13 protein-coding genes are annotated in these 13,557 nt (G+C 63.0%); 2 read left to right on the forward strand and 11 right to left on the reverse strand.

From position 1 onward, the window contains the following. Positions 1 to 89 precede the first annotated feature (89 nt). From INR99_RS03395 to INR99_RS03425, 7 genes are all read right to left on the reverse strand, one after another. Positions 90 to 668 carry an SRPBCC family protein gene (locus INR99_RS03395; protein ID WP_194114872.1) on the reverse strand — a complete coding sequence of 193 codons (579 nt, stop codon included), beginning with the start codon at positions 666 to 668 and terminating at the stop codon, positions 90 to 92. Positions 669 to 794: 126 nt separating this feature from the next. After that, entirely contained in the window at positions 795 to 2,021 is a 1,227-nt protein-coding gene (locus tag INR99_RS03400; protein WP_194114873.1) for a DUF1501 domain-containing protein, read from the reverse strand. A 10-nt stretch (positions 2,022 to 2,031) separates the two neighbouring features. Next, positions 2,032 to 3,480, reverse strand: a complete 1,449-nt coding sequence (locus INR99_RS03405) for a DUF1800 domain-containing protein (RefSeq protein ID WP_194114874.1) — start codon at positions 3,478 to 3,480, stop codon at positions 2,032 to 2,034. A gap of 100 nt (positions 3,481 to 3,580) precedes the next feature. Then, positions 3,581 to 4,453, reverse strand: coding sequence for a fructosamine kinase family protein (locus INR99_RS03410; protein ID WP_194114875.1), 873 nt, complete (start codon positions 4,451 to 4,453; stop codon positions 3,581 to 3,583). 82 nt (positions 4,454 to 4,535) lie between these two features. Continuing rightward, positions 4,536 to 5,456 carry a hypothetical protein gene (locus INR99_RS03415; RefSeq protein WP_228098044.1) on the reverse strand — a complete coding sequence of 307 codons (921 nt, stop codon included), beginning with the start codon at positions 5,454 to 5,456 and terminating at the stop codon, positions 4,536 to 4,538. Further along, complete coding sequence (locus tag INR99_RS03420; protein WP_194114877.1) at positions 5,453 to 6,475, reverse strand: hypothetical protein; 1,023 nt, start codon at positions 6,473 to 6,475, stop codon at positions 5,453 to 5,455. Before INR99_RS03420 ends, INR99_RS03415 begins: the two co-directional genes overlap by 4 nt. 207 nt (positions 6,476 to 6,682) lie before the next feature. Further along, positions 6,683 to 7,570: a LysR family transcriptional regulator gene (locus INR99_RS03425; protein ID WP_194114878.1), complete on the reverse strand. Its 888-nt coding sequence runs from the start codon at positions 7,568 to 7,570 to the stop codon at positions 6,683 to 6,685. Between the two features lie 102 nt (positions 7,571 to 7,672). Between INR99_RS03425 and INR99_RS03430 the strand changes: the two genes are divergently transcribed. Continuing rightward, the gene (locus tag INR99_RS03430; RefSeq protein ID WP_194114879.1) at positions 7,673 to 8,443 is read left to right on the forward strand and encodes an SDR family oxidoreductase; all 771 of its coding nucleotides are present in this window, start codon (positions 7,673 to 7,675) and stop codon (positions 8,441 to 8,443) included. A 204-nt stretch (positions 8,444 to 8,647) separates the two neighbouring features. Here INR99_RS03430 and INR99_RS03435 read toward each other — a convergent pair whose 3' ends face one another. The 4 genes from INR99_RS03435 to ubiU form a co-directional block, all read right to left on the reverse strand. Continuing rightward, positions 8,648 to 9,706 carry a hypothetical protein gene (locus tag INR99_RS03435; protein ID WP_228098045.1) on the reverse strand — a complete coding sequence of 353 codons (1,059 nt, stop codon included), beginning with the start codon at positions 9,704 to 9,706 and terminating at the stop codon, positions 8,648 to 8,650. Between the two features lie 81 nt (positions 9,707 to 9,787). Continuing rightward, positions 9,788 to 10,219, reverse strand: coding sequence for a ubiquinone anaerobic biosynthesis accessory factor UbiT (gene ubiT, locus INR99_RS03440; RefSeq protein WP_194114881.1), 432 nt, complete (start codon positions 10,217 to 10,219; stop codon positions 9,788 to 9,790). 24 nt (positions 10,220 to 10,243) lie between these two features. After that, the gene (locus tag INR99_RS03445; RefSeq protein ID WP_194114882.1) at positions 10,244 to 11,122 is read right to left on the reverse strand and encodes a U32 family peptidase; all 879 of its coding nucleotides are present in this window, start codon (positions 11,120 to 11,122) and stop codon (positions 10,244 to 10,246) included. A gap of 14 nt (positions 11,123 to 11,136) precedes the next feature. Then, complete coding sequence (gene ubiU, locus INR99_RS03450) at positions 11,137 to 12,138, reverse strand: ubiquinone anaerobic biosynthesis protein UbiU (RefSeq protein WP_194114883.1); 1,002 nt, start codon at positions 12,136 to 12,138, stop codon at positions 11,137 to 11,139. A 456-nt stretch (positions 12,139 to 12,594) separates the two neighbouring features. Here ubiU and gnd point away from each other — a divergent pair, with 456 nt between their 5' ends. Then, positions 12,595 to 13,506, forward strand: a complete 912-nt coding sequence (gnd, locus tag INR99_RS03455; protein ID WP_194114884.1) for a phosphogluconate dehydrogenase (NAD(+)-dependent, decarboxylating) — start codon at positions 12,595 to 12,597, stop codon at positions 13,504 to 13,506. Positions 13,507 to 13,557 lie beyond the last annotated feature (51 nt).

Raw genomic sequence — 13,557 nt, forward strand, 5'->3', positions numbered from 1 at the left:
TCTGTGCTGACCCCTTCGTCTTTGGGTAGGCCGAGCCTTCTAGTGTGCTGCAGGCGCGGACGGCCGATTTGCTCCGGACGGAAACTGAATTAGTGCAGGTTCGCGTCGAGGGCGCCGGTCCGGCTGGTCAGTTTGCTGCTGCGACGCAGCATTTCCTTTTGCATCGCGCTGAATTGCTGCGAGATCTGATCCCGTATCACGCGCGTACCGACTTCGGCCAGCAGGCTTTGATTGGGCTCCCAGTCGCTGCGAAAGACGACCCGGGTAACATCCCCTCTCGTCATCAACTGCGTGCTGCTGCTGTATTTGCCCTGGGACTGGTCGAGCGAATGCGACAGGATCTCGTCCATGCCATGCAGTTCGATCGCGCGTTGCGAATCAAAATCCAGACTGAATAGCCCCAGATTTACGGCGCCTTTCTGTTCGACTCGCAGTTCGTGTGTTCCGGTGCTCAGAATCCTGCTGTGCTTGAGGCTGGGGACATACTCGCTCATGTGATCGAAATCGGTCAGTACGGCAAAGACGAGTGCTTGCGGAACCGGGGTCGTGAATTCTGCCGTCACCAGGATGTGCCCCTGCTTCGATTCGGCCTGCACCATGACTGCATCGTCTGCCCACAGCGGCGTGGCAAGCAAGAAGATGGCAATGCAGCAAAAGTAGCGAAACATGGCGGCAAGCCCGTTGTACGAATCGATACGCATGGTAACCGATGATTGCGATTGCGTGGAATGAGCGCACGCCGAAAGGTGGCCTTACCCGCCGAAGCAATCATGGCGATACGGCTGCCTGCGTATCTAGCTGCGCAGCAACTGCCAGCCGGCTGCAGTTACAGGTATGTCCGGCAGAACACTGGCGAGGTGCCGGTCGCCAAGTCGCAAATGCTGTGTCAGGACTGCCGCGAGAATCGCGCGATAGTCATTCAGTACCGGAACGTCCCGGCTCTGGTAGCGCTCGGACAGCCCCCGCCACTCACCGTGGATGCGTCCGCCTGCGATGTTGCCACCCAGTAGCCACATGACATTGCCGTGACCATGATCGGTGCCCCCGGTGCCGTTCTCGCGAATCGTGCGGCCAAATTCGGACATCACCAGCACCACGGTCTTGTCCCAATCTTGCCCCAGTTCGCGAGCCAGAGTGACCAGCCCCTTGCCCAGCGGCTCCAGCCGGTTGGCCAGCTGGCCTTCGCCGCTGCCCTGGTTGATGTGCGTGTCCCAGCCGCCGAGGTCGGCAAAGGCGATCTGCAAGGCCGGATTGCCGCGCAACAGCCGTCCCAGTCGTTGTGCGTCTCCGGCAAAGCCGTCGGGAAGTGGCGCCCCGCGGCTGGCTTCATCCATCTCGCTTTCCAGCGTCATGCGCAACTGCTCACGGCTATTGCGGGCGATCCGGTACTGCTGGCTGAGGCGGTCATTTCCCCGGTACAGCGCATCGAAAGCCGATGCGATGCGGGGGCGGTCGAGGGCACTCTGCCGGCTGGCTGCCTTGCCGCTGCCCAGTATGGTGACGGGCTGGGTGCCCGTGAGAATACGCGGTTGCGTTGCTCCCAGAGACAGCGCCCGGTCGCCGCTGCCCTGCGGGGGCAAGGTAGCGAGCAGCCGGTTCAGCCAGCCGGTGCCAGTGCTTTTAGTGCCGGGGGTGGCTGTTTCAAGATAATCCTGAGCGTCGAAGTGCGAACGCGTCGGGTCGGGTGAGCCGCTGGCGGGAATGAAAGCAAGCTGGCCAGCCTGCCATAGTGGTACTAGCGAGGCCAGTGCCGGATGCAAGCCGAAGCGCGCATCCAGCCGGATAGCGCCCCCTTCTTCGCCGGGGCGGGCGATTGCGATACGCCTGCGCTCCTGGTAGTAATCCGGATCGCTCCAAGGGGGCAGCACGCTTAGCCCGTCGACGGCCCCTCGCAAGAGAATTACGACCAGTTTGCGGTCAGTGGCCTGCCCGTTTGTACCGGCAGCCCAGGCGCTGCGTCCTACTGGTACGGTCAGTGCTGCCGACGCAGCCAGCAGGGCAAGAAAATCGCGGCGATTCATGGCAGCGCTCCTAGTAGTGCATGAATTCGGGACTGGCCAGCAGCAGCACTGGCTGCAGGGCGGGCGGGCTGCTGCGGATGACTTGCAAGGTATTAACCCCAAGTAGCGGGGTGATTTCGGCTTGCATGCGTTCGGGGTTGGCGAGCTCAGCCTCCCGGTCCAGTCGCCCCAGTCCGGCCTGCGTGGCAAAATCCAGCCGCTGTTGCATCGCCAGCGGATTCAGCCAGGCGGACTCGCTGACCTTGTAGCCATCCGGTGTCGGCCAACCATAGATGCCTTGTCCCATTTGCAGCAGTGCTGCCTGGACTGGCCGAGCCGGTGGCTGCGTTATGCCTTGCAGGCGCAGTGCTGAAATGACATAGCGGTAGGGTGTTTTGAAGCGCGGAGTCCGTGCCGATTGCCAGAATTCGGGGCTGGCAAAGAGGGTCTGGAGTACCTCGCGGATGTTGCCATCGCTATTTTGAAAGCGTCGTGCCAGCCGCGAGACCAGTGCCGGTGGTGGCGTATCGCTGACGAAAAATTGCGCCAATTCCCGGCTGATGTGCTGCGCCGTCGCCGGTGAGCGTGCCAGCACATCAAGCGCATGCTCGCCTTCGAGCAGCCCCTGATTGCTGATGGTCTCGCCCAGCCAGCGCTTGCTGCCGGTGTCATGCCAGCGCGGATTGAAGCGGAAAGCGGACTCAGGTGAAACCAGTGCACGGCGATCATAGGTCCAGCCGGTCAGCATGCGCGCCAGCTCGGTCACATCCTGCTGGGTATAGCCGCCATCCACCCCCAGCGTGTGCAGCTCCATCAGTTCCCGGGCGTAGTTTTCATTCAGGCCGCTGTCTTCACTACGTCGACTGCCGCTGGCCGCCGATTGCCAGTTATCCAGATAGAACAGCATGGCGGGGTGTTTCGCGGTGGCGCCCAGCAGATCGCGAAAGCGCCCCAGTACATGCGGGCGGATGGCTTCGCGCTCGTAGGCACCGGCCAGTGCCCGTACTTCGGCCTTGCCGCTATAGACATTGAAATGATTGAACCAGAACTCGGTCATGAGCTCTTCGAGCTGGCGAGGGCTGCGCAGCGCATGCTGCAGACGGCAGTCCAGATCGGCTTCGGCGATTTCGCGGAAGATCTCGCGCCGCAGCGCCTGCCGGCGTTCTTTTTCAGCCGTATCCGGCCGCCCGGCGCTGGCCAGCTCGCTTAACCTGGACAGGGCCTGCCGCTGGCGCTGCGCCAGTGCCGCAAAATCCCTTGCCGTTTCCGCCGGCAAGGCAATCCCTTCCGGCTGCAACTGTGCGGCGATCCAGTCGCGTGCGCCCAATTCCGTTACGCGGGTGACATCGCCGGCGGCCGGACCATAGCCCAGCCGGTTCAGTACGAACAGCGCGGTTTGCTGGTTGTGATCCTCGCTGGCCGCGTGAGCCAGTGGCAACAGGGCAAGCAGTACGAGCAGGGCAGACCAGTGGCGCAGCATGGCGGGCTCCGGCGTGGAAGGTGCTTGTCTTAACTGCTGCGGACGTATTCCGTTGACATCCCGGAACGGCCTGCTCAAGAAGGCGGAAGGCCGCTGCCGATTAGCCGCGCGTTTCGGCCAGCAGCTGGGCCAGCATGCTGCGTGCCTGGCTGGTGTAGCCGCCACCGAACAGGTTCACGTGATTGACGATGTGGTAAAGGTTGTACAGCGTCTTGCGTACGCGATAGCCGGGGTCGATGGCCCAGCTGGCGTGGTAGGCCGCCATGAAGCGCGGGCCGAAGCCGCCGAACAGCTCGGTCATTGCCAGATCACATTCGCGGTCGCCGAAATAGCAGGCCGGGTCAAAAATTACCGGCGTGCCGTCGGGCAGTCCGGCCGCATTGCCGCTCCAAAGATCGCCATGCAGCAGACTGGGCTGGGGCAAGTAGTCGTGGAAAAACACCGGCAATCGTTCCAGCAGCAGATCGGCATCCTTGCCGAAACGGCAGCCATTGCGGGCGGCCAGTGCGAACTGCGGCTCCAGCCGTTCCTCGCGCCAAAAGCTCACCCAGTCGTCGTGCCAGGTATTGGATTGCGGTGTGCTGCCGATGGTGTTGTCGATGTGCCAGCCGAATTGCGGTGTGGTGACGCGATGCACCCGAGCGAGAGCCTCGCCCATCGCCGCCGGCTCCGGGTTGTCGCCCATGTCCAGCCATTCCAGCACCAGCCAGGCCGTGTCACCGCTGACGCCGTCGGCAATTACTTCCGGTACGCGCATGCCGGCCGCCAGCGCACGAAGGCCTTCGGCTTCGGCAACAAACATATGATGCAATCGCGCGCGGTTGGTTTTCACGAAAAAGCGCTGCTCGCCATCGCCCAGCACAAAGGCCTCGTTGATGCAGCCGCCACCGACGCTGTGTTGTTGCCGGCTATGGAAGGGCTGGCCGGTGAGATGCGAAATTGCGTTTTCAAGATCGCGGATCAGGGTGCTCATGGCTACGGCTCGTTCGGCAATGGGTGGATGTCGCAGTGTAGGGTTTCGCCGTGACGTCCGGTTTGCGCTGCTGCAAGCCTGCTTACTGCGCAGGTTTCCCCGTGCACGGGGTGCCGTAGTCGATGCTCAGCTTCTGGCGTGTCTTGTCATAGGTCGCCTGGACCTGCACATAAGGCACGCCAGCCACGATGCTGGGGTGCGCACAGGTTTCGGCACTGGACGGATCGATCAGGGTCGAGGCATAGACCGACCAGCCGTCCGCGCTTGATTCCACCAGCGTGCCGGGTGGCCAGATGCTGTCGGCAATGGTCTGCCCGGACAGAGAGCAGTAGTCGAGCGTGATGACGCCATTGTTGTTGCTGACGTCGACATGCTGCTGCTCACTGCAGTTCCAGCCGTCAATCGTTTGTGGCGCAGGCAGGCTGAGTCGCAGATGGCGTTCATCCGGCGGGTCGGTCAGGCGGATGCCGGTGACTTGCAGCGTGCCAAATGCCAGCGGCTTGCGGGCTGTTGCGCCAACCAGTACGCGCCCAAACTGGCCATCCTGCTCGTATTCCAGCTTGCTGCCTGCCGGGAAAACGACGCCAGCCAGGGTGGCCGACGTGGGGGCGTCAGCCTTGGTTTCCGTGCGGCCCGGATATCCTTTCACCCAGTCCCAGCCGATGCTCCCGGCCAGCAGTATGGGCGGCAGCAGGAAAAACAGCAGCGTGATGCCGATACGCTTGCCGCGTTCCTGCGTGTGTAGCGAGCGGTAGACCAGCCAGCAGATGAAGCTCCAGATGACGATGCCAGCGCTGAGTGCCGCGCCGATCAGGTAGAGAATCCCCTCGCCCCAGCCGCCCGGGCCACCATAACCACGGCTGCTGGGTGCGAACACCATGGCAAACAGGAAAACGGTCAGTGCCGTGCCGGCCAGAAACAGCTTCTTCAGCAAGGGCGGCATGGCTGGCAGGGGCGGCGCTGGTGTTGTTGCCGCGGGGATGTCGGGAGGAATGAGTTTCACTGGCTGCTGGTCTCGCTGGCGGGAATAGGTTCAGAAAAGGGGGTAGAGGCAGTTTGCTGTGTGGCAGCGCAAGGCTCGGAAACGGACGAAACCTCCAGCAGTCGGCGCTGCGTGTCATAGCGGACTTCCAGCCGGCAATACGCGACACCCGCCATGATCGCCGGTCCGGATTCGCTGGTGGTGGAGACGGTAATCACGGGATTGTCTGGATTGTTGTCGCTCATCATGGCCATGCTGCCGGCAGGCCAGCGTATTCCGCCATTGTCAGCGATCAGGGTGCAGTGGCTGAGCCGGGGGCCGGCCGGCGTGAGGTCGAGCAGGGTTTCATCACGGCTGTTGCAAGTCCAGCCATCGATTTCCTGCGGCTTGGCCAGCAATACCCGGATGCGGTCCGGCTTGTCCGGATAACCCTCAAGGCTGATGGTCTCGGTAATGGCGATGATTGCCAGCGAGCCCAGTGTCAGCGGTCGTGGCGAACGCGCGGCGATCAGGCGTTTGCTGAACAAGCCCGTTTTCTCATAGGTCAATGTGCTGCCGGGTGGAAAGATCACGCCGGCAAGACTTGCACTCTTGCTGCTGGACGAGTCGACGGGCTTGCTTTCCATGATCGTCCGGTACATGGCTGGCAGGCTGATGAGAATGACTGGTAGCAGCAGGAAGACAAAGGTGCGCTGCCGTGCCTGTGGATGGTCTTTCAAGGCCAGGCTGCGGAAGACCTGCCAGCCAAGCCAGCTCCAGCCCAGCGTTGGCAGCAGGATGATCAGGCCGAACAGATAGGGGAGGGGCGACAGCAGCAGCTCGGTGCCGCTGGCGTCAGCGAAAAGGCGCTGCAGGCTGCCCCAGTCGCCCAACATCAGATACAGCAGGCTGAGTGCCGTCATGAGCAGACCGACCAGAAACCCGTCGATACCTTGAATGAAACTGAGCGCGAACAGCAGTAGCAGCAGCACTGCGCCGCACTGAAAGCTGGTGCGCAGCCAGGCGGGCATCGGGAGTGAGTCTGCAGGAGTGGCTGACATGGTAATGGACTGCGTATTTGCTGACGAATAATTGCAATGTTATCAGGTGCAATTTGTAAGCAATAGTGAGGCTGGCCACGCCGATGTGTTGCGGGGGGGAGCCCGGTCATCTGGGCTGGCTTTCTGGATACTAGGCTGCGTATGCTTTCCTGGCCCTCTATTAACAAGGCTGGCAAGAATATACATTTGGTATATGCCGGTGCCGTGCTAGCTGCCAGGGCGGAAGAAATCAATGAACGCCCGCAAAGGCCCGGACACATGCCGTGCGCGCGGGTAGTAGAGCTGGAAGTGCTCGCGTGGCGGGGTGCAATCCGGCAACACCCAGGCCAGCTCGCCGCTGGCGACCTTGGGTGCGAGCCAGTCGCGGTAGTGAAAGCAGATGCCGGCGCCGGCGCAAGCCGCGTCGAGCAGCAGGTCGAAGTCATCGAAGACCAGTTTGCCGCGCGTCTGCAGCAGCAGCTTCTGCCCGCCGTCGCGCAGCTCCCACGGGCAATGGCTGCCGCTGGGAAAGCGGAATTGCAGGCACTCATGCGCCAGCAGCTCGTCCGGTCGCTGCGGTGCGCCGTGCGCGGCGAGGTAGGCGGGTGCGGCGGCCAGCGCGAATTCGACCGGTGCGCCGACCGGCACGGCGACCATGTCGAGCGCCAGGCTTTCGCCAAAGCGCACGCCGGCATCGAAGCCCTCGGCCACGATGTCGACCAGTGCATCGCTGCAGACGATTTCCAGTGCAATGTCCGGATACGCCGCCAGCCATGCTGGCAGACGCGGGGCAATCAGCAGGCGACTGGCCGCACGCGGGATATTCAGGCGCAGCCGGCCCACCGGCTTGTCGCGCTGCGCGTTCAGGAGGTCGAAGGTCGCGGCGATTTGTGCCAGCGCCGGCTCCAGCCCGGCCAGCAGCTGTTCACCGGCTTCGGTGGCGCTGACGCTGCGGGTACTGCGCTGCAGCAGGCGGATGCCGAGCTGTTCTTCCAGCCGTGACAGCGTATGGCTGAGCGCCGACGGCGTGACGTGCAGCTGCTGCGCGGCCTTGCGAAAGCTGCGCAGCCGCGCCACACAGGCAAAGGCGTAGAGGTCGTTGAGATTCTGCTGCATTGGTGAATTTCATTCATCTGGCTTTGCATGATTATGCGGATTGTTTCAGCAAAATCCCAGCGGGATACTGAGCATCCCTTGAATCGCAGCAGGAAATCCCTCATGAACAACACGACCCAGCCGGCCCTGGCCGGCAAAACTGCCCTCGTTACCGGCGCTTCGTCCGGCATCGGCCTGGCCACAGCCCGCGCGCTGCTCACCGCCGGTGCCGCACGCGTTTACATCACCGGCCGCGATGCGGCACGACTGGCGGCGGCCGCCGCCGAGCTTGGCGAGCGTGCCGTGGCGCTGCGCACGGATTCAAGCCTGCCAGGCGATCTGGACGCGCTGCGCGGGGCGATTGCCGCCGCCGGTGACCGGCTCGATGTGCTGTTCGTCAACGCCGGGGTGGCGCATTACAACCAGCTGGGCGCGACCAGCGAAGCCGAGTACGCGCGCATTTTCGATACCAATGTGAAGGGCGTGTTCTTTACCGTGCAGGCGCTGCTGGGCGTGCTCGGCGATGGCGCGAGCATCGTGCTGAACGCTTCGGTGGCGTCGAGCAAGGGCATGGCCGGGCTGGCGCTGTACAACGCCTCGAAGGCCGCCGTGCGCTCGTTCGCCCGCACCTGGGCCAATGAGCTGAAAGATCGCCAGATCCGCGTCAACGCAATCAGCCCGGGCGTGACGCTCACCGGCATCCAGGCGGGTGGGCTGGGGCTGGATGAGGCGCAGATGGCCGGGCTGGAGGGCTTCGTGCGCGAGACTGTTCCCGCCGGCCGTATCGCCGCCGCCGCCGAAATCGCGCAGGCCGTGCTGTTCCTGGCTTCACCGGCTGCAAGTTACGTCAATGGCAGCGAGCTGGCCGTGGACGGCGGGCTGGCGCAGATCTGATTGCTGCGCTGCGCCGGGGCGGGCGAGTGGCTTCCGGCGAGACGATCAGTGTGTTGAAAAGTCGGGCTTCCGGTTGACATCAAGCACCGGGCAACGCCAGGCGCAAACCGCCAGCTGTAAAATCGACGACCAATTTTTCGGCTGGCATGCATTTTTCTCGGCTTCGCCGTGAAAACGAACCGCAGGCTGTTGAAAAACAGCCTGCTATGGCGCCGCGTGCGCGTCTTGCCCTGCCGAGCTGCCGCACTTGCGGAAAGGCTCTTCGGGACGGGCTTTCTCCACGCAGCCGGATTCGTACTTCGCCCCTTCCGGCAGCGTCTGCCCCGAGATCGCGCTGCTGCCGCTGCTGTAGGCGTGGAAATTTGCACCGGTTTTGAAGGTGTACGGCCCGGCTGCGACGGGATCACACAAGGTACCGCTGTAATCGCCCTTGTCGCTGTTTTGATCCGGCTGATAGTCCAGGGCACTGAAACGGTAACCCAGGGCGGAAATCGCTTGCTGGCAGCCCTCGGCTTGCTCGTCCCCGGCGGCGGGCCAGTTCAGGCGCATTCCCAATTCGCTGCTGCTATAGCGGGTGCCGGCTGGCCAGTCGATCTGCCCGGCATGACGCTTGCTGGCTAGCGTGCATTCGCGCAGTTGCCATTTTCCGTCTCGTAACAGCACGACGGGGAAGGCCGAGTCGCAATGCCAGCCGTCGATGGTTTGGGGCCGGGTCAGCGTGACGATGATTTCCTCATCGTAGTTGGGGTACGCCAGTTCGAGCGCGCTCAGTTGCAGATCGCCCAACTGGCCCGGCGCGCTGGCATGAATCGCAATGGCCTTTTTGCTGAATAAACCGCCCTGCACGTAGTGCACGGTTCCACCCTTGGGGAAAATCGCGCCGGCCAGTTTGAACTCGGTGCTGTGCTGTTCGTCAGGCAAGGGCTCTCCGATGCGGGAGCGCTGCTGGGTATAGGCGATGGCCAGTACGGTGAGGAGGGGGCAGGCGACGGCGAGGCTGATCAGCGTGCACTTGCGCTGGCGGGTGGGCAGGCCACGAATGATCGCGACATGGACGACCAGTAGTAGGCCCGCAACGCCACCGGCAGCGATGGCGCCGATCAGGTAGGCCAGCCCATCCCAGCCACGAGCGCCACCCATGGTGGCCAGCAGCAGGATCGCCAGCAGCACGAACAGTCCGATCAGCCAGCGCAGGACGATATCGAGGCGCGGTGTGCGGGGCTTTGCCACAGGCGGGGTGTGGGCTGATTCGTCAACGGGCATGGCAGGGGCAGCAAAGTGGGCTGGCTAGCGATTGTACGCAGCCTTTTCCGCCAGCGCCTCCTGGCGCCTGCGCGGGGTGAGCTAGATCACCAGCCGGCTGCGCAAGCCCTGCGGCAGGTGCTGCAGCAGCGGCTCGAAATCGGTCGCGTCCATCAGGTTTTTCAGCTGCAGCCCCAGTTCGGTGTCGCCGGCGATGGTTAGCCGGCGCTGGAAGAACAGCGTGTCCGGGTCCTCCTGGCGACGGGCGATGATCCAGTAATCGGCCAGGCTGGCACTGAACACCACATCGGCCGGCTGGCTGGCGAGCACGAAATGCCGGCCGTCGAAGGAAAAGGTGACACCACGACCGAGGTCGCTGATTTCCATGCGCACACGGCGACCGGTCAGCCAGGCAAAATCGTCTTCCGGCCACAGGCGGCGGCGCAGCAGATTCAATGCGGTGACTAGCAGCAGGGTCGGCGGTGCTTCGGGTAGTCGCGAGAGAACGGTGGCAAGCGGGCGGGGTAAGCTCATGGGTATATCCTTGTGTGCTTTATATTAGCTGACCTGCGTGGCAATACCTGCTTTGCCATGCCAGTAGCCATTCACCAGGCCCTGCGGATGCAGCGCAGCCAGATCGGTACTGGCGCTGGCATTGGCCAGCCGGGCGGCAAAGGCGTCGACTACCGCGCGGCAGTGCGTCGCCTGCGGACTGATGCGCAGGTAGCCAATGCCCGCAGCAGCCAACTGTGGCAGGTCGTCATACAGGCTGTGGCAGGCGGCGCTTTGGGTCTGGATGCCGTTGATGCGCAGGAAGTGCTGGCCTTCGCGCGTGTCGACCAGCATGCCGTCCGGGTGCTCGAGGCACTTGAACTGGCAGTCATCCTTTTTCAGGTTGTAATGCCGTGCGGCAAAGCAGCGCGCCGAGAAGGCCAGTGGCAGGTGGCCGTGGGCGAAAACCTCGGTATCGATCGTGCAGGTTTTCTCCGCCAGAATCGCCGCCACGGTTTCGCGGCTGGCTTCCAGTGGCGGTACCCAGCGGGTCGCGCCTTGTGCGGCAAACCAGTCCAGTGCCGGGCCGTTGTAGATGTTGAGCGTCGCGCCGGCGACAAAGCGCACGCCGGCCTTGCGGGCGATTTCGACCGCGCCGAGATCGTTGACTTCGATGAGCCCGCCGGCTTCGACCAGCCGTTTCAGCCCCATCAGGTCGCTGGCCGATTCCAGCAGCGCCTGGGTGCTGTAAATGACCCGCTTGCCGGCCTGTGCCAGATCCGTTCCCAGCGCCAGCCAGTCGGCGGTTTTGACTTCATGGCGGCGTGAACAGACGACTTCGCCGAGATAGACGTCGGCCACCGGCCAGCTGGCGACATCTGCATAAAAATCGAGCACCTGCTGGCGCGGCCAGAAATACAGGTTGGGTCCTAGGGTGAGTTGCATGGCTGCTTTCCTTCTTAGCGCCAGGGGCGCGAGTAGGCGCCCAGTGTCTGCTGGTGACCTTCGGATACCTTGGTCAGCGCGTCCTGCCAGGCCGGCTTGACCGAATAGTGGGCATCGCCGGCGGCATCAATGGCGGCGCGCAGGGTGGCGGTGACTTCGGCGGTGTAGGCGGGGCTGCGCTGGCGGCCTTCGACCTTGATGGCACTGACGCCGATCTTTATCAGCTCCGGCAGGATGGAGAGGGTATTGAGGCTGGTTGGTTCTTCCAGGGCGTAGTAGGTATCGCCTTCTACCTCAAAGCGACCCTTGCATAGCGTCGGATACCCTGCGGGTTCGCCGGCTTCGAACTGGTCGATCAGGATATCGTTCAACCGGGTTCGCATGCGCTGGCCCTCGGGCTCCCAGCGCACGAAGCCGGCCGGCGAGCACACGCCGTGGGTGTTCGGCGACTGGCCGGTGGCGTAGCTCGACAGGATGCAGCGCCCCTCGGCCATCACGCACAGGCTACCAAAGCCGAACACTTCGATTTCCACCGGGGTATTCTTGATGACGTACTCGACCTGCGGCAGCGTCAGCACGCGCGGCAGCACGGCACGGGAAACCCCGAAACACTCGTGGGCCATGTTGATCGCAGCGAAGTTGGTGGCCGAGCCCTGTACCGACAGATGGCGGCGCAATTGCGGATGGGTTTGATACGCGTAGCTCAGCAAGCCAAAATCGGCGAGAATAACGGCATCCGCACCGATTTCCGCGGCACGGTCGACCGATTTGCGCCATTCGGCCACGCGGCCGGCCTGTGCGTAGGTATTGATGGCGATGAGGATTTCGCGACCATGCCGGTGTGCGTAGGCGATGCCCTCCGCAAGCTGCTGGTCGGTGAAGTTCAGTCCGGCGAAGTTGCGGGCATTGGTGGCGTTCTTGAAGCCGACATACACGGCGTCGGCGCCGCGATCGACGGCGGCTTTCAGGGCCGGCAGGCTGCCTGCCGGACAGATCAGCTGGGGTTTGCGGGGCATGGGAATCCGGTACGGGTCGTGCGCAATGGGCAGAGCTTAGAGTGCACCCAATGCGGCGACTTTAATGCAGGTCAAACTGCGCCCAGTCGCCGCTGCTGCCGTTGGCACTAGTCCGCCTAGCCATGCAGGGTATTGACAGGGCACAATGCGGTCTGGGAAAGGAAAAGCGTGCCTCGCATGGCGAAGCACGCCAGATGCGGCCGGGCCCCTTGTTGCCTGCCGCGCAGCCGGGCTGGTGAAATCCGCCCCGTTTTTATGCAACCTGCTGCGTGATTGTTGACAAGCGTAAGCGCTCCGGCCGGATCGTGTTTTAATCCAGGTCAAGCAGGCGGCAGGGAATACTGCGGATAGACTGGATGGCCAGTCGGGACGCAAACGGGCATGCTGTTCAGCATGCCGCATGACGGTTATTTTTGAATGACGGGCACAACCCGCAAGTACGGAGATGAGTACACGATGAATATCGCAATGATCGGCCTGGGCAAGATGGGGGGCAATATGGCGCGCCGCCTGGCGCGTGGTGGTGCTACCGTGTTTGGCTTTGATGTGAGCGCGGCAACCCGCGACCAGCTCAGCGGCGAATTTGCCAACATCCGTACTTTTGCCTCGGTTGCTGAAACCATTGCCGCCATGCCCGCCCCGCGCGTGGTGTGGATGATGCTGCCGCATGGTCAAATCAGCGAAAATACCCTGACCGAACTGAAGGGCCTGCTGGGTGCCGGTGATGTGGTGGTGGACGGTGCCAACGCCTTGTACAAGGAAAGCCAGCGCCATGGCGCCGAACTGGCCGAGGCCGGTCTGGAATTTGTCGATGCCGGTGTTTCCGGTGGCGTATGGGGGCTGGCCAACGGCTACACCATCATGCTCGGCGGCAGCAAGGAGGCGATTGCCAAGGTGCAGCCCTTTGTCGAACTGCTGGCTCCGGCTGCCGATCGCGGCTGGCTGCATTGCGGCCCGGTGGGTGCTGGTCACTACACCAAGATGGTTCACAACGGTATCGAATACGGCATGATGCAGGCGTTCGCCGAAGGCTTTGCGCTGCTGAAAGCCAAGGAAGAGCTGGAGCTGGACGTAGCCGAAATCGCCGAAGTCTGGCGTCACGGTTCGGTGGTGCGCTCCTGGCTGCTGGATCTGACCGCTGATTCGCTGGCCAAGGACAAGGAACTGGGCGAGTTGCAGCCTTTCGTTCCGGATTCCGGGGAAGGCCGCTGGACCGTTCTGGAATCGGTCGAGCTGGGCGTTCCGACTCCGGTGATCGCTGGCGCGCTGTATGCGCGTTTCGCCAGCCGCGGCAATGACGATTACGGCATGAAGCTGCTGCAGATGATGCGCAATGCCTTCGGTGGCCACGCGCTGACCAAGAAGTAAGCTGCGTTCTCTGCCAAAACAAACCCCGCTACGGCGGGGTTTGTTTTTTAC

The organism is Chitinilyticum piscinae, from assembly GCF_015223195.1.
GTDB classification, from domain to species: Bacteria; Pseudomonadota; Gammaproteobacteria; order Burkholderiales; family Chitinibacteraceae; genus Chitinilyticum; species Chitinilyticum piscinae.